General features: G+C 68.8%; 15 protein-coding genes, 1 tRNA gene and 2 pseudogenes. 9 read left to right on the top strand and 9 right to left on the bottom strand.

What is annotated here, in order from left to right:
- Positions 1-227: 227 nt before the first annotated feature.
- Positions 228-395, bottom strand: coding sequence for a hypothetical protein (locus tag ACZ4SW_RS35730; protein WP_165939570.1), 168 nt, complete (start codon positions 393-395; stop codon positions 228-230).
- An 82-nt stretch (positions 396-477) separates the two neighbouring features.
- A complete protein-coding gene (locus ACZ4SW_RS35725) occupies positions 478-771 on the bottom strand; it encodes a hypothetical protein (RefSeq protein WP_468253241.1) in 294 nt (97 codons plus the stop codon).
- A 153-nt stretch (positions 772-924) separates the two neighbouring features.
- On the opposite strand from ACZ4SW_RS35725, the gene ACZ4SW_RS35720 reads away from it, so the two are divergent.
- The 3 genes from ACZ4SW_RS35720 (at position 925) to ACZ4SW_RS35710 (ending at position 4,749) form a co-directional block, all read left to right on the top strand.
- On the top strand, positions 925-1,491 hold the full coding sequence (locus ACZ4SW_RS35720) for a hypothetical protein (protein WP_468253240.1): 567 nt from the start codon (positions 925-927) through the stop codon (positions 1,489-1,491).
- A complete protein-coding gene (locus tag ACZ4SW_RS35715) occupies positions 1,488-4,109 on the top strand; it encodes a helicase associated domain-containing protein (protein WP_468253239.1) in 2,622 nt (873 codons plus the stop codon). The genes ACZ4SW_RS35720 and ACZ4SW_RS35715 overlap by 4 nt, the downstream gene beginning before the upstream one ends.
- 196 nt (positions 4,110-4,305) lie before the next feature.
- Positions 4,306-4,749 (top strand): NACHT N-terminal Helical domain 1-containing protein, encoded by a 444-nt coding sequence (locus ACZ4SW_RS35710; protein WP_468253238.1) that lies wholly within the window; start codon positions 4,306-4,308, stop codon positions 4,747-4,749.
- Here ACZ4SW_RS35710 and ACZ4SW_RS35705 read toward each other — a convergent pair.
- Positions 4,701-5,714: a zinc-dependent alcohol dehydrogenase family protein gene (locus tag ACZ4SW_RS35705; RefSeq protein WP_468253237.1), complete on the bottom strand. Its 1,014-nt coding sequence runs from the start codon at positions 5,712-5,714 to the stop codon at positions 4,701-4,703. The genes ACZ4SW_RS35710 and ACZ4SW_RS35705 overlap by 49 nt on opposite strands.
- 111 nt (positions 5,715-5,825) lie before the next feature.
- Here ACZ4SW_RS35705 and ACZ4SW_RS35700 point away from each other — a divergent pair, with 111 nt between their 5' ends.
- Genes ACZ4SW_RS35700 through ACZ4SW_RS35690 form a run of 3 tightly spaced genes read left to right on the top strand, consistent with a single transcriptional unit; the run spans position 5,826 to position 7,652 of the window.
- Complete coding sequence (locus tag ACZ4SW_RS35700; RefSeq protein ID WP_468253243.1) at positions 5,826-6,620, top strand: helix-turn-helix domain-containing protein; 795 nt, start codon at positions 5,826-5,828, stop codon at positions 6,618-6,620.
- A 58-nt stretch (positions 6,621-6,678) separates the two neighbouring features.
- A complete protein-coding gene (locus tag ACZ4SW_RS35695; protein ID WP_468253235.1) occupies positions 6,679-7,242 on the top strand; it encodes an NUDIX domain-containing protein in 564 nt (187 codons plus the stop codon).
- Between the two features lie 29 nt (positions 7,243-7,271).
- Positions 7,272-7,652, top strand: coding sequence for a hypothetical protein (locus tag ACZ4SW_RS35690; protein ID WP_468253234.1), 381 nt, complete (start codon positions 7,272-7,274; stop codon positions 7,650-7,652).
- A gap of 226 nt (positions 7,653-7,878) precedes the next feature.
- Here the strand turns inward: ACZ4SW_RS35690 and ACZ4SW_RS35685 are convergent, their stop codons facing one another.
- Entirely contained in the window at positions 7,879-8,679 is an 801-nt protein-coding gene (locus tag ACZ4SW_RS35685) for an NAD-dependent epimerase/dehydratase family protein (protein ID WP_468253233.1), read from the bottom strand.
- A gap of 114 nt (positions 8,680-8,793) precedes the next feature.
- On the bottom strand, positions 8,794-9,615 hold the full coding sequence (locus tag ACZ4SW_RS35680) for an NAD(P)H-binding protein (protein WP_468253232.1): 822 nt from the start codon (positions 9,613-9,615) through the stop codon (positions 8,794-8,796).
- An 87-nt stretch (positions 9,616-9,702) separates the two neighbouring features.
- Here ACZ4SW_RS35680 and ACZ4SW_RS35675 point away from each other — a divergent pair, with 87 nt between their 5' ends.
- Both ACZ4SW_RS35675 and ACZ4SW_RS35670 read left to right on the top strand, forming a co-directional pair.
- Entirely contained in the window at positions 9,703-10,125 is a 423-nt protein-coding gene (locus tag ACZ4SW_RS35675) for a winged helix-turn-helix transcriptional regulator (protein ID WP_468253231.1), read from the top strand.
- Between the two features lie 502 nt (positions 10,126-10,627).
- Positions 10,628-10,930 (top strand): annotated as a pseudogene (locus ACZ4SW_RS35670) (helicase associated domain-containing protein); the annotation flags it as partial.
- Between the two features lie 83 nt (positions 10,931-11,013).
- On the opposite strand, the gene ACZ4SW_RS35665 reads toward ACZ4SW_RS35670, so the two are convergent.
- Positions 11,014-11,087, bottom strand: a tRNA-Met gene (locus ACZ4SW_RS35665).
- Positions 11,088-11,694: 607 nt separating this feature from the next.
- On the opposite strand from ACZ4SW_RS35665, the gene ACZ4SW_RS35660 reads away from it, so the two are divergent.
- Positions 11,695-12,288, top strand: a complete 594-nt coding sequence (locus ACZ4SW_RS35660) for a GNAT family N-acetyltransferase (protein WP_468253230.1) — start codon at positions 11,695-11,697, stop codon at positions 12,286-12,288.
- A gap of 114 nt (positions 12,289-12,402) precedes the next feature.
- On the opposite strand, the gene ACZ4SW_RS35655 is transcribed toward ACZ4SW_RS35660, so the two are convergent.
- The 3 genes and pseudogenes from ACZ4SW_RS35655 to ACZ4SW_RS35645 all read right to left on the bottom strand — a co-directional run.
- The gene (locus ACZ4SW_RS35655; protein ID WP_468253229.1) at positions 12,403-12,957 is read right to left on the bottom strand and encodes a site-specific integrase; all 555 of its coding nucleotides are present in this window, start codon (positions 12,955-12,957) and stop codon (positions 12,403-12,405) included.
- Between the two features lie 89 nt (positions 12,958-13,046).
- The gene (locus tag ACZ4SW_RS35650) at positions 13,047-13,382 is read right to left on the bottom strand and encodes a hypothetical protein (RefSeq protein WP_468253228.1); all 336 of its coding nucleotides are present in this window, start codon (positions 13,380-13,382) and stop codon (positions 13,047-13,049) included.
- Between the two features lie 177 nt (positions 13,383-13,559).
- Positions 13,560-14,102 (bottom strand): annotated as a pseudogene (locus ACZ4SW_RS35645) (TetR/AcrR family transcriptional regulator); the annotation flags it as partial.
- Between the last annotated feature and the right edge of the window lie 862 nt (positions 14,103-14,964).

Here is a 14,964-nt window from a genome sequence, read left to right as displayed (position 1 = left end):
CGAGGGGCGGTTGGGTGCCTTTCTGTTGCGCCTGTGGGGTGGGGGGGGCGAGTCCCCCACGCGGTGCCCTGCGCTGCGCTCCGGTCACCGGGTGGCGCTTCGCGCCACGAAGGCCCACCCCGCTGCGCGGGGCGGGCCAACGGGCCTGCGGCCCGAGCAGCAGCAAGGGTGGGTGGTGGCGGTCTCCCCGGCTGGCCTCTGCGGACTTCTGGGGGCTTGACGCCGGGTCAGCGTCTACGGGACCAAGTGCTCCCGATTCCCGCAACGTGCAGGGCCAGTGCGGTCAGCCCCAGGAGCATGACGTTGACTGACGAGAACGTGTGATTGGTGCTGATCTCGGCCGCGTTGATGAGGAACGCGATGAAGAACAACACTGCCGCGACTATGCCGAGCATGACGAGCCCCTCTCGATGGGAAGTGAAACCCGTATGCCCGGCCACCGCCCCCACAGACATGGGCGGCGCCTCTGATGGGTCCTCAGGCGTGGGCGTGGCGGGTACGTGCCGCCTTGTGCGAGGCGGCGTGATGCGCGGGCCGGCCTGTCGGGGGGACCGCGAGACGCCGCAGGGACAGGCTGGCGGTGGCGAGGAGACCGGTGAAGACGGCCAGGAGGAGGACGGACACCCACATCTGCCGGCTCCCGGGTGCCTGCCAGCCGGTCCAGGCCGCAGAGCCCGCCCACAGCAGGACACCCACGGCGTAGAAGGAACGGACGCGGTGCAGCTGCCGCACGGCCCGCAGGAACTGGGTGCGTTCAATCTTCGGTGCCATGCGGGGCCGTGTACCCCGATGCGCCACGACCATCAGGGCGGAAGGAATCTTGTGCAGGAGGCTTTCCGGGAGAGTCTCGCACGCCTGCATCTCGATGTGATGCAGCATGTAGCATTGGCATAATTCAGGGACACCCGGTGGGGAGCGGTTTGCGTGTCGATCTATGAGTATCTTCCGCATGACCTTGCCCGGCTCGGGGTGGTCGCAAAAGCTGCCGGACTCGATCACCGTCGGGTGGCGACGCAGGTAGGCCTTGCGCAGGAGCGTGCCGGGCGGGCGCGGCTGCTCCCGGTGGAAATGCATCACTTGAGTGAGCTGTTCATCGCGGAGCTGCGGCGGCTGCAGTGGGAACGGATCGCCCAGCTCATGGAGAAGGAGCGGATGGCCTCGTATGTGCCGTCCCGCGACTCGCGTGCCATCCGCTACGAAGAGCAGCGTCTGCAGCGGCTTATGACAGACGTGGCCGAGGCCGAGCAGTCCGGTGTCACGGGTCCGCAAATCTGTCGGTATCGCGTCTACCAGGTCGGTGCCTGGCCCACCGCCGGCTGCTCCGGCCCGGACGCACCGGCTCCCGTCGTCCACCTGATGGCGCCGTCAGCCGATGCAGCGGCCGAGCGGGCCTGGGCCATCCACGGAAAAGACGGCGGCCTCTACCAACGCGGCGGACACCGCATCGCTTCTGTCAAACAGGTCCTTCCCGAGCCGGGAGAACTCTTTTGATCCAGCTCCGAGAACACCAGGTGGAACAGAAATCCCGGTTCCGGAAATGGGTCGGATTCCCTGCAAGATCGTCTGTGCCGCCGGAGGGTGTGAGGGGCACGATCGTCTCCGCGACCGGATCGGGCAAGACCATCACCGCCGCCGCGTGTGCGCTGGAGTGCTTCCCCAGCGGCCGGGTCCTCGTCACCGTGCCGACCCTGGACCTGCTCGTGCAGACCGCCCAGGCATGGCGCCTGGTGGGACATCGCTCCCCGATGGTCGCGGTGTGCTCGCTGGAGAACGACCCGGTCCTGAACGAGCTGGGGGTACGCACCACCACCAACCCGATCCAGCTCGCACTATGGGCCAGGTCCGGGCCGGTGGTCGTGTTCGCCACATACGCCTCCCTCGTGGACCGCGAGGACCCAGAGGACCCGTTCGGTCAGGGGAACGTCCGTGGGCCGCTGGAGGCCGCTCTGGCGGGCGGGGAGCGGCTCTACGGCCAGCAGATGGCAGGCTTCGACCTCGCGATCGTGGACGAGGCGCACTCAACCGCAGGTGATCTCGGCAGGCCGTGGGCGGCCATCCACGACAACGCCCGCATCCCCGCCGACTTCCGGCTCTACCTCACCGCCACCCCGCGCATCCTGGCCTCACCCCGGCCGCAGAGGGGCGCGGAGGGCCAGGAGCTGGAGCTGGCATCGATGGGCCAGGACTCGCAGACCTACGGGCCGTGGCTGGCCGAGCTCGGGCTCTCGGAGGCGATCGAGCGGGGCATCCTCGCAGGCTTCGAGATCGACGTGCTGGAGATCCACGACCCCTCCCCCGTCCTCGGGGAGTCCGAGGAGGCGCAGCGGGGCCGGCGCCTGGCGCTCCTGCAAACCGCGCTACTGGAGCACGCCGCGGCGTACAACCTCCGTACGGTCATGACGTTCCACCAAAGGGTGGAGGAGGCCATGGCGTTCGCGGAGAAACTGCCGCAGACGGCCGCGGCGCTGTATGCCAACGACGCCTCCGACGAGGACCTGACGGCCGCGAACCGGCTGCCGAAGTCGTCGATCGACGCGGAGTTCTACGAGCTGGAGGCCGGACGCCACGTCCCGCCGGACCGCGTGTGGTCGGCGTGGCTGTGCGGCGACCATCTCGTGTCTGAGCGGCGCGAGGTGCTGCGCCAGTTCGCGAACGGCATCGACGCCGCCGGCCGCCGGGTCCACCGCGCATTCCTCGCCAGCTGCCGCGTCCTTGGGGAAGGCGTCGACATCACCGGAGAACGAGGAGTCGAGGCCGTCTGCTTCGCCGACACCCGCGGCTCCCAGGTCGAGATCGTGCAGAACATCGGCCGGGCGCTCCGTCTCAACCGGGACGGCACCACGAAGGTCGCGCGGATCATCGTGCCCGTGTTCCTGGAGCCCGACGAGGACCCGACCGACATGATCGCCTCCGCCTCCTTCCGCCCCCTCGTAGCCGTCCTCCAAGGCCTCCGCAGCCACGATGAACGACTCGTGGAACAGCTCGCCTCCCGCGCCCACACCAGCGGCAAGCGCAAGGTGCACATCCTGCGCGACGAAGACGGGCGGATCATCGGGGCCGACGGCGAGGACCAGGAGCACGGCGACACCCAGGCCGCTGCCGAGTCCGCGCTGCTCCACTTCTCCAGCCCGCGCGACGCCGCCACCATCGCAGCCTTCCTCCGCACCCGCGTCTACCGGCCCGAGTCCCTGGTCTGGCTGCAGGGCTACCAAGCCCTGCTCCGCTGGCGGAAGGAAAACGAGATCACCGGCCTTTACGCCATTCCCTACGACGTCGAGGTCGAAGTCGGGGCAACGAAATCCTTTCCACTTGGGCGATGGGTCCACCAACAGCGGAAAGCACTGCGGGCCGCACAACTCGACCCCCACCGCAAAGAACTGCTGGACGCACCAGAAGCCGGGATGGTCTGGGAACCTGGCGAAGAAGCCTGGGAGACCAAGCTCGCCGCGCTCCGCTCCTACCGGCGCGCCCACGGCCACCTCGCCCCCCGCCAAGACGCCATCTGGGAGGATCCGGCCGACGGGACACTGGTACCCATCGGGCAGCACATGGCCAACCTTCGCCGGAAAGGCGGCCTCGGCAAGGACCCGGAGCGTGCGACGAGGCGGGCCGCGCAGCTCGCCGAGATCGACCCGGACTGGAACTGCCCCTGGCCGCTGGACTGGCAACGCCACTACCGCATCCTCACCGACCTCGCCGCCGACGGCAGCCTTCCCGACATCCAGCCCGGGGTGCAGTTCGAAGGCGACGACCTCGGCAAATGGCTCCAGCGGCAACGTCAAAGCTGGGCGGAACTGTCCGAAGAGCAACAGCAGCGGCTCGCGAGGCTGGGTGTAACACCCGCCGAGCGGCCCACCCCGGCCCCGACGGCCAAGGGCGGCGGGAAAGGATCAGCCTTCCAGCGCGGTCTGGCGGCCCTCACCCAGTGGATCCAACGCGAAGGCCTCCAGAAGGCAGTGCCGAGGGGACACGTCGAACGCGTCGTCATCGACGGCCAGGAGCACCACCACAAGCTCGGCGTATGGGTATCGAACAACAAATCGAGGCGGGACCGGCTCGCCCCCGAACAGCTAGACGCACTACGGAAACTCGGCATCGAATGGGCGTAGCGCAAAGGGTTCGGATGTCTGTGAGGCTACCCGGTTGACGGGGCCATCCGGCTCTTCTTGGCGATCTCACCCTGTGGTGGCCGGTCATCCGCCTACGATGCCGTCCGCGGACTACGGGGAGGTCGGGGAATACACGGCGGCTCGAAGCGGTGGTCGTCCGGCTGGCGTCCACGGTGGCCCAGACGGTGCCAAGTCAGTGCTGACGCCGAAGCCAGGGGCGGGTCTGGTGGCGGATCCGGTACGACCGCTACCCAAGCCGGCGGGGCTGGAGGAGCTGGCGCGGGTCGTCGGCGAGCGCATCGCGGCCGCGTACGCTTCGGTGCCGGAGCACGAGCGGCTGGCCGCGGTGGCAGCGGTCCAGGACACGTTCGCTGCCGCGGGCCCGATCGACGCGGACCGGTTGTTCGCCGCGGACCTCGATCCCGGGCGCCTGGCCGGCGAGCTACGGCGGCCCGTGGCGGACCTGGCGGAACACGCCCGCGACCTGTACGGGGAGTTGCTTCGGCTGTGCTGCGCGCACCTGGTAGAGCAGCTCACGCCCATCCCGCGTTCGCGGCGCGGGCGGCGGTGGAGCACACGCGGGTGCCCGGCTCAGTCGATACCGACCACGACCTTGCCGAACGCCTGCCCGGAAAGGTAGTAGACGAAGGCGTCACGGGCCTCGGCAAACGGGAAGACCTGGTCGATCACCGGGCGGATCGCGTTCACGTCGACGGCGCGGACCAGGTCAGCCAGGTCCGCGCGGCTGCCGACGAAAACCCGCCGGATGGTGGTCATGGTGCGGGCGTAGGTGGCGGTATCGATCTGCAGGCAGGGCTCGGTGGCGCCGCCACCCAGCATCACCACCTCGCCGTACAGCGCCGACGACCGCATCGACTGCTCGATGGTGGCGGGGCCCATGGTGTCGAGGACTAGGTCCGCGCCCTCGCCGCCGGTGAGTTGGCGCACAGCCGCGCTCCACTCCGGCGTGCTCGTGTAGTTGATGACGTGGTCGGCCCCCAGCGTCTTCAGCCGCTCGGCCTTGGCATCGCTGGACGTAGTGCAGATGACCTGGCAGCCGGCTGCCTTGGCGAGCTGGAGGGCGAACAGCGAGACGCCTCCGCTGCCCAAGGTGAGCACCGTGCGGCCCGGCAGCAGCCCCTGTCCGCCAGTGAGCGAGGTCCAGGCAGTCACGGCGGCGCAGGGCAAGGTGGCCGCCTCCGTCCAGTCGAGCGAGTCGGGCACGCGGACCGCCCACTCCTGGTCGAGCACGGCATACTCGGTGAGCATCCCGTCCAAGGTGTTTCCGAGCTGGTCGTACAGGTCCGTGCTGAGCCGGCCGCCGTGCCAGCGCGGCCAGTAGCTGCCCACCACCCGGTCACCGACCCGAAACCGGGTGACCCGCTCACCCAGCGCGACGACCTCACCCGCGCCGTCGCTGAGCGGGATCACGTCCGGGCGGGCGGGCAGCGGGTAGCGGCCGTGCATGATGAGCGCGTCACGCTTGTTGAAGGCGGCAGCGCGGACCCGTATCAAGATCTCGCCCGGGCCGGGCGTGGGGGTCCCCCGTTCACGCAGCACGATTCCGTCGAGACTGCCCGGTGTCCGCAGGTGGTACGAGCGCATGGCTGATCCGATCTCCAGTGACGGTTGTCTGATGGATCGTCGGGCGTCGAGAGCCACCGCTCAATTCCCTGCCGGGAATGGCCACACGGCGTGCCGCTGCGTTACAACGCTCTGGTGAGCGAATCGGCCCCCGCAACAGTCGACCCCGCAGACTTTCCCGCCCAGGTGCGGCGGTGGCGAACCCTGCGCGGTCTCAGCCAGCTGGAACTGGCCCACCTGGCGGGGACCACGCAGCGGTACCTGAGCTTCATCGAACGCGGCCGCTCCCAGCCGGGGCGGGCCATCGTGCTGCGCCTGGCCGCATCCCTCGGTCTCACACTGCGCGAACGCAACACCCTGCTGCTCGCGGCCGGCTTCGCCGCGCAGTACCCGGAGTCCGCGCTGGACGCACCGCTGCTCCGGCCGGTGCACGAGGCCCTGCGGCGCATTCTGGACGGCCACCTGCCGTACCCCGCTCTGGTGGCCCGTCCGCACGGTGAACTCGTGGCCGCCAACCGGGCGTTCGACGTGCTCACCGAAGGCGCTGCACCGGATCTGCTCGAACCGCCGCTGAACGTCTTCCGGCTGGCCCTGCACCCGGACGGCATGGCCCGCCGCGTCATCAACCTCGCCGAATGGGGCCGCCACATCATCGAGAACCAGCGTGCCCGTGCCCGCCAGCATCAGGATGCCCGACTGGCCGCACTCGCCGATGAGTTGACCGGCTACCTCCCGCGCGTCCAACCCGCCCAGGACCACCTGGGATTCGCCGTTCCGCTCAGACTTCGCTGCTCCGAGGGCGAGCTGCGGCTGCTGACCACCCGGACCACGTTCGCCACCGCCGTCGACGTCACGGTGGCGGAGCTGCATCTGGAAGCTTTCCTGCCCCTGGACGAGGAGTCGGCGGCGATCCTGCGGGCGCGGTGAGTCGGGTCGGGCGTTCCATCCAAACCCATCGTCCGCGAACCACCGTTATGGTCATGGCATGTTGCCTTCGCTGCCTGAACATGAGCTGACGGTCACCAGCACGGCCGTGGTCTATCAGAACCGCTGGATGACCGTTCGAGAGGACAAGACCCTCCGGCACGACGGTGTCGAGGGTCTGTTCGGTGTGGTCCACAAGCCCGACTTCGCGCTTGTCATTCCCTATGCGGATGGTGGTTTCCATCTTGTCGAGCAGTACCGGTATCCCGTCAAAGGCCGCTATTGGGAATTCCCTCAAGGGTCCTGGGAGAACACGCCGGATGCGGATCCGATCGCCCTTGCCCGGGGTGAACTTGCCGAGGAGACAGGGCTGACCGCTGCCACGATGACGCCGCTGGGTCACCTGTTCGGCGCTTACGGCTACTGCGACCAGGGATTCCACATATTCCTCGCCACGGACCTCACTGTTGGGGAGCCCCGCCTCGACGTGGAAGAGGCCGGCCTCATCACCCGCTGGTTCTCAGAGGCAGAGATGTGGCAACTGATCTCCCAAGGCCGGTTGAAGGACGCTTCGTCGATCGCTGCCCTGGCCCTCTTCCAGCAGCACCGTCAAGCAAGTCTCTGAATGCGGGCGCGCCTGGCTACACGGCCCCTGTGCCAGCGCAGCATGAGGGGCCGAGGCTGGCATCGCGGGAGAGGCACATCCTGGAGGTCCTGTACGGTCTGCCGCCGGATGCTCCGGAAGGGACCAAACCGCGGCCGGAGTTCGACCCGACACGGCACTCGCTGGCCCAGTGCGAGCGGGCCAAGGCTGCGGAGCTGACGGCGGCAGGGCATCAGGTGTCGGCCAACCGCTACCTGCACAACCGCGCCGACGGGATGATCGGAGCCCTGTCCCACGCCATCCGGGGCGCCGCGATCGACGCGATCCTTAAAGGCAGCGAGCGCGTCACCACGGAAGGCCTCGACGCCATCCCCCTGGATCGCGCCGCGGAATCCGTTCGTTCCGCTCGAAAGCCGACCAGGCAGCGATGATCGATATCCCTCCTCCCCGCCTGCCGATCTACGTTCGCCCGGCCGACGACGACGCCGTCGACTCCTACATCGGACGCCTGGCACACGCCAACCACCTCCCGCCCGCTGACCTGCGCTCCCACCTCTGCGTGGTGGTTCCGTCGGTCCGCCCCTCGTCGATACGACGGAGTCGGCACAGCGCGGCCTGATGATGTGGTCCCGGGCGGGGTGAATGGCGGTTGTGGCATCAGGGCTGAAGGTGCTTGATGGTGAACTCGGGCTCGGCGTAGGGGCCGGACTGGGCTGCGGTCGGGTCGCCTGAAAGGTCCCCAGGGATGTCCGCAGCGTGGACTTCGGCGTTGTCGACGGGCACGTAGGCCAGTTCCGTCACGTCGGGGAGTTTCCAGAAGCGGCGGGTGTTGGCGGAGACGGCGTACGCCGTGGCGAAGCGGGTGGAGGACGGCGCGGCCAGCGCGGCCCGGATGTAGCCGACGGCGTCGCGCGGGCTCAGCCAGGTCGCCAGGTGCCGGGGTTCGGTGGGCGTGGGCTCGAAGCTGCCGATGCGCAGGCAGATCACCGACAGACCGAACTTGTCGGCGTACAACTGCCCGAGGGCCTCGACGGCCACCTTGCTCACCCCGTAAAGGCCGTCAGGGCGTGCCGGCTCCTGTGGGCCGGTGAGATGTCCGGCCGGGTAGAAGCCGGTCACACGGTTGCTGCTCGCCAGCACCACCCGCTCGATCCCCGTGCGTCGCGCCGCCTCCAACACATGGTGCGTGCCCAGCACATTGTCTTCGAGCAGCTCCGGGAGAGGAGCCTCGTCGGGCACGCCGCCCAAGTGGAGCACGCGGTCGGCTCCCGCGAGGGCCGACTCCACGGCAGCGGCGTCCCGCAGGTCCAAGGTGTGCACGTCTTCGTTCTCGGCCTGCACGCGGAGCGGTACGCGGTCGAGCAGGATCAGCCGAGCCGCCTCGTGTCGCAGTGCCTCCCTCACCACGGAACCGATGGTCCCCGCCGCCCCTGTTACTGCCACTGCTCCCAGACTCACTGCACTCCCCTGGTTTCGACGCCCCGGCATCTTCGCGCCCGTTGATCCCCTCGGCCCTACCGGGCCACCCAACAACTTATGGGGCATTTTGTGCTGAGCGCGTGTCACCCGCTGCTAGACGCTCGCTTCTGGCCTCATGGCGGACGCGGCTGCAACCGCCGTAGCCAGTGGATCGCGGGCTGGACGTCCTAGAAGGTCCGCAAGGTCGGGAGTGGTGCGGTCGAGGAAGCCATGTCGGATGCCCGTGGCGATCGAGGCGAGCATGGGCGGCTGGAACGGCAGCAGCCCTGGCGTCTCGTCGAGGAGCCTGCGCCGGTACTCGCCCAGGCTGATGGCGCGGTGCACGATCCCGAGCCGGCCGGCCACCTGCCCCGCCGTGATCGGCGTGCCGACGATGTCGTAGACGCGCCCGCTGTGCTGTGCCGGATCAGCCGCAACGATCGCCGCGGCCTCGGCGAGATCCTCTCGCGCGACCGCGGCCAGGGCGCCCTCTCCGAACGCGGACTCCACCTTATTGCCCGACCACATCAGAAGACCGCCGAAGAGTTCGGCGTAGAGACCGTTGCGCAGGACCGTCCAGGACAATCCACTCGCCCGTACCAGGCGTTCGGTCGCACGGTGCGCGAGTGCGAAACCGAGATGGTCGCCGGCGGTGGTCAGGCTCGTGTAGACGACGTGGCGGACGCCATCCCGGACGGCGGCGTCGAGGACCGCCGAGTGCCGCGCGACGACCTGGTCGTCCTCGGCATAACCGGCGGAGATCAGCACCAGGGTCGACACCCCGGCGAGGTCGAGGCTCCCGCGGTCATCGAAGTCGACACGCCGCATCCCCTCGTCCGGCGTGCGGCTGCCGCCCGCCGCGACGATGCCGCGGGCGCGCAGCGCCGCAAGAGTGGCCGAGCCGAGGTTCCCGTGCGCTCCGGTCACCAAGATCATGTCAATCGCAGTCTTCCGTCGTGGTTCTCATCAGTAACTACGCTTGATCCTTGACCACACGCCCACCGGCCACAAGAAGGCAGTTTCATGTCACTCACGCACACCGGGGTAACCACCACCCCCGCCGACCTCGATCCCTGCGGACGCCAGGACCACCCCGACTGCGGCATCCGCGACGTCCTGGACCGCATCGGGGACAAGTGGTCGGTGCTCGTGATCGTCGAACTCGCAGGCGGCCCGCGCCGGTTTCGCGAACTCCAACGCGCCATCGACGGCATCTCCCAGCGCATGCTCACCCTCACCGTGCGCAGGCTCGAACGCGACGGCCTTGTGCTGCGCACCGTGTACCCGACCGTGCCGGCCCAGGTCGACTACCGTCTGACCGAGACCGGGGCCGGCCTGACCCACCTCGTCAAGGCGCTTGCCGACTGGTCCCTCACCCACCGTGCTGTCATCGCTGAGGCGCGGCATGCGTACGACCGCGCCCACCCCGACCACGACATCCGCTAACGACAACCGCCATCACCGCCTACCAGACACCTGTCATGAATAGGCCAGTCGACGAAGCCAGATCACCTGAGATCACAAGCGCAGACGCAAAACAGATGACTTGAGACGCGGACCAGATCCTTGGGAACGGGACACTCGGCCCAGCCCGTTCCGACCCCGAGACCGTGAGTCTGTGTCGATCAACCCAGTCCATGCGTCTCACTCGACCGTGTCCACACAGGTCAGCGACATGCGAGCGACTCCTGAGGTTGAACTCGTGATGTCGTGGGGTTGCTCAGGCGGGCCTGATGGTCAGGCCGGTCTCGGTGAGGCAGCCGTCTGCGATGTGCCGTCTTCGTGGCAGTGAGCCAGTCGGGGATGTACCGCCCCACGACAGCCGCGAGGTCGCGAAGTATCACCGCCGTGTCAGTGGCAAGCCCCAGCCATGGGCCGACGACCAGCAGGAACACGTTCTCCCGCTCAACGGTGACTGACACGCTCTCACTGACACGAAGCCGACACATCGCAGCTGGGCGTGCAGCCCGCTGAAGCGCCCTCTCCCGCTCCGGCTGCCGCTCGTACGACGAAGGGCAAGGCCCAGGCGGCGTTCCAGCGGGGCCTGACGGCCCTCGCGCAGTGGGTGGAACGGGAAGGCGCCCACCGGCCCGTACCAAGGGGCCACAGCGAAAAGATCGCGGTTGACGGCGAGCCGGAACCCGTGTCTGTGCGGCTGGGCGTGTGGGTATCGAACACCAAATCGAGGCGGGACAAGCTCAGCACGGAGCAACTGAACGCGCTGCAAGAGCTGGGCGTCGAATGGGTATAGCTGCGGAGCCCTCACCCAGCCCCAGGGTGCCGGCAGCCGATGAAAACGGGGAAGGGCCCGGCTACTGCCGGACCCTTCGCTCGTAGCGGGGGCGGGATTTGAACCTGCGACCTCTGGGTTATGAGCCCAGCGAGCTACCGAGCTGCTCCACCCCGCGTCGGTAACACCACCCTACGCCACACACGCGACAGATGCAGGGATTTACCGCGCCGCTCGCACCATCCGACCTCTGCACGCAACAGCGCGCAGCGCTTCGGGAGGCGCGATGGTGGCCGCCGTGCGTCGGGATGCTCACGACGAAGGGCAGCAGGGCGCAGCCCTGGAGGAACTGACCGCTGGCAGCTCGCCTGACCGCCACGGGGCCATCGGAGAACACGGGCACCCCACCCTGCCGCGGCCAGTTACTCCTCAGGGGGGCGGTCCCATGCAACGTGCGACCGGGCACGGGACCGCCAAGCCCTGCCGTCCTGTCTGAGCCGGGCACTGAAAACCGTACGAAGACATCCTGCCCAGCGCACGCCCAACAGCACGCAGGAGTGGACTGCGCACCCGGCAGCTGGAGAAACCGTCGTCGGCGTTCCTGACTTCGTGTGTTCACCTCGGGTCTGCTCACGCGTGTGTGGCGGAAGCGGTCGCGGGAGATCAAGGGGGTGGTTTTGTTCACGAGTTACGACAGCGGATGTTCACCGCTCGCGGTGGCGCCCAGTCCGAGCCAATGTCGATGTTCACGAGAACGGACAGCACCCCCTCGGCATGATGGGTTGATGATCAATCCGATAGCCCCAGTGGTGCCGCCTGGCCGGATGAAGCAAACACGGCAGCCCGCCCTTGCGCTCCCCAACGGCATGCATCTACGCCCCTGGCGAGAGAGTGACGCGCGGGTCCTGGTGCAGTCGTGCCTCGACCCGGACATCCAGCACTGGAACCGCCCCGGTCGGCTGACCATGGACGCAGCCCGGGAGAAGATCGCGCGCTGGAAGCTACGGTGGCAGAGCGAGGAGGCCGCTATCTGGGCCATCGCGCCTACGGACGACGAGCCGCCTGTGGGGCTGATCGGCCTCGCCGACCTGGACCTGCGCGGCGGCAGCGGCGAGTTTGTCTACTGGCTGTTGCCTGCCGGCCGCGGGCGCGGAGCCGTGGTCAACGCAACTGTTTCCATCAGCCAGTGGGCCTTCGAAAGCCTCGGACTTCATCGCCTGCGCATCACGCACTCTGTGGCCAACACGGCCTCCTGCAGGGTCGCCACCAAGGCTGGGTTCGCCTTGGAAGGAACAATGCGCAGCGCACTCCTCCACGCTGACGGCTGGCACGACGAACACCTCCACGCCCGCATCCAGGACGACACCGGGCTCTCGTGACCCCGCGACGCTGTCATGCGGTCACCGCACGCGGTGCTGTCGAATCTCGCGAACATCGGGCACCTGGAGTCGCCCGGAGTGCCTCCCAAATTACTGTCGAAGCGCTGCTCTTTTTCATGTACGAAGCCAAGGGGGCGTCGGCAGCTGGTTGGCGGCCGCGGCAGCCGCATCCGTGTAGGGGCCGGTGTAGCGGGCGGCAGCCTGCATGCCGATACCGAAGAGCTCGCAGATCATCCGGGTGTCCCCCGCCGTCTGGGCTTCGTCGATGATGCGGTCGGCGCGCAGCAGGTGGCTGGAGGAGGGGTAGTGACGGTACAGCCAGGGCCGGCTGGCCGGGGTGGTTGTCGCTGCGTTGCGGTGGGTGAGGAAGAGGTGCGGGTTGGCGGTGTTCGGCCACCTCTCGTGGCGGTGGGCGAGGTAGGCGGCCAGGCGGGCCCGGACGGGCTCCGCCAGGAGGACGGTGCGCCCCGGCAGGTGCAGGCGGCCCTGGTCGAGGTCTAGATCGGTGAGGGTGAGGTGGCGGATCTCCTGTGTGCGCAGGGCGTGGAAGGCGAGCAGGGCGGTGATGGCGGCACATGCCGGGTCGGGTGAGTTGAGCGCCTCGCGGATCGGGGCGAGAGCGGCCGGCTCCGGGAGGCTGCGGTGGTGGGTGCCGACGCGCAGGTGCACGGCCGGGTTGCGCAGTGCGATCCGGTGGGTGTGCAGGAAGGTGAACAGGGTGCGCAGGGCGGATGCGGTGTTGATGTAGTCGCTGCCCGTCAGGCGGAGGCCGCCAGGTGGTCGCGGAGTTGGGCGGCCGTGAGGTGGGTGAGGTCGTCCAGGCCGGCCGCTGCGAGGCGGGTGAGGACTGGCATGGCGGCGCGCAGGTGGTGGCGCATGGTGGCTGGGGAGCGGACCAGGCTGCGCGGTGGTTCGGTGCGGCCATGCAGGCCGGTGGTGAACCAGTAGGCGAGCTGACTGCTCATCGGTTCGGGCAGGGAGGTGGTGGTGCGGGCGAACCAGGCGTTGATGGTCTGCGGCAGGTCGTCCACGAAGAAGTGGTGAGCGGTGAGGAACTCGCGCAGCAGGCCGGCCGCCAGGTCTTTGCCCGACATCTGCTGGAGCAGGCTGGCCGGCACCGGGCCGCCCGGGGTGTCCTGTGCAGCCAGCAGGATCCGCAGGCCTCGGCGGCAGCGGGCCAGGGTAGAAGCCGACCAGTGTCGCCAGTCTCTGAAAAGTGACCCTCAGCCAGTTCTTGAATGTTGACCCCTTTCTGCTCATCCTGCGCGGCCCTACTGCGGCGCGCTGCCGCGCAGGATGACCGCGATCATGTCGTCCAAGCCGTGCTCAGCCGCCTCCGGCGGTAGCACGCCGCTTACCGTCAGGCCGGCGTAGCCGTGCAGCGCCGCGACGATCGGCAGGGCAATCCGTTCGAGTGGCCCCTCGCGTACTTCGCCCCGGCGCTGCCCGTCGCCGATCAGCTCCAGGAGTTGATCGGACCACCGGTGGGCGGTCGCCCCCAGCGCTTCCGACGCCTCCGGACTGTGCTTGACCGAGAACATCAGGTCGAGCAGTGCGGCGTTGGCCACGGCGAAGCCCACATAGGCGCGGGCCGCGGCATCCAGCCGGTCGGCGAACGCCTCACCAGCGCCTTCCTGCAAGGCTGCGATGGCCTCGGCGAGCCGCTCGAACCCGGTCAGCGCCAGGGCGTCCAGCAGTGCCTGCTTGGACTTGAAGTGGCGACTCGGCGCGGCGGGGCTCACCCCGATCTCGCGGGCTAGTTCGCGCAGGGACAGCGCGGACGCCCCCCTCTCGCCCAGACAGCGAGCAGCACGGTCGCCGGGCTACTCGCCCCGCCGCAGGACGGTCATCCGTGGACGGGCTGGTCGTTCTCCGCCGGGTGGGGCAGTCGGGAGAGGCTGGACGTCAGGCTGGTGGAACCGGAGCTGGTGGTGGAAGTTGGCGTCGACGTCGCCCGCGATGCCTCCGGCCGGTGGCGCCACCCCGCACGCCTGCACCGTGCCCGCCCCGACCTCTCCCCCGCCGACGTCCCCCGACTGACGTCGTCGCGCTGACGCGCATGGGCGCGGCGGCCCCGCCGACGCGCAACCGGCTGAGCGCGCGCCCTGATCCCCGGCCGCGGCCGCGCCGCCCATCCCGCCCCTCCCTTTTCCTTCACTCCAGCCAAGGGACATGGATGAAAGCGGCCGCAACGGGGATGTCAGCGGTCCGACCACGCAGAAGCCGCGTGGTGACCGGCACGGACACGGAGACAGTTCTCCGGGTCACGCAACAGTAGGTGCAACCCCTAGCGCAATCCGATGGCGTAACCGTAGGCACAACCCGGTTCCTGACGGCGTGCGGCGCCCGGGCGGGGCACCCTGACAGTCCCACGCAAGCACGTAGGTAACGGTGGACGGGGAGGCGATCGAGCTGGGATCGTTCGTGGACGACATCCGCCGTACCGCGAAGCTGAGTCCGCGACGCCGCACAGATCGCAACGCTTTCGGCATGCGATGGGAGATGGATCTCTGGCGGGCGATTGGCTGACGCCGGATGATGGCCGCGCGGGTCGGCTAGCGTCAGGCTGATTTCCGGTGGTTGGGGGGGGGGGGGGGGGGGGGGGGGGGGGGGGGGGGGGGGGGGGGCGACGACAAACAACAAAAAAAAGGACAATGTACTCCCAACAACCCCCTC

This window comes from Streptomyces sp. NPDC028331, from assembly GCF_055565775.1.
This window is presented reverse-complemented; position numbering and strand designations above follow the sequence as displayed.

Coding starts and splice junctions, on each gene's coding strand:
- ACZ4SW_RS35650 (WP_468253228.1), bottom strand. CDS start 13,382: ATGTCGGGCAAAGACCTGGCGGCCGGCCTGCTGCGCGAGTTCCTCACC.
- ACZ4SW_RS35730 (WP_165939570.1), bottom strand. CDS start 395: ATGCTCGGCATAGTCGCGGCAGTGTTGTTCTTCATCGCGTTCCTCATC.
- ACZ4SW_RS35725 (WP_468253241.1), bottom strand. CDS start 771: ATGGCACCGAAGATTGAACGCACCCAGTTCCTGCGGGCCGTGCGGCAG.
- ACZ4SW_RS35705 (WP_468253237.1), bottom strand. CDS start 5,714: ATGCGCTCGTACCACCTGCGGACACCGGGCAGTCTCGACGGAATCGTG.
- ACZ4SW_RS35660 (WP_468253230.1), top strand. CDS start 11,695: ATGATCAATCCGATAGCCCCAGTGGTGCCGCCTGGCCGGATGAAGCAA.
- ACZ4SW_RS35695 (WP_468253235.1), top strand. CDS start 6,679: ATGTTGCCTTCGCTGCCTGAACATGAGCTGACGGTCACCAGCACGGCC.
- ACZ4SW_RS35680 (WP_468253232.1), bottom strand. CDS start 9,615: ATGATCTTGGTGACCGGAGCGCACGGGAACCTCGGCTCGGCCACTCTT.
- ACZ4SW_RS35675 (WP_468253231.1), top strand. CDS start 9,703: ATGTCACTCACGCACACCGGGGTAACCACCACCCCCGCCGACCTCGAT.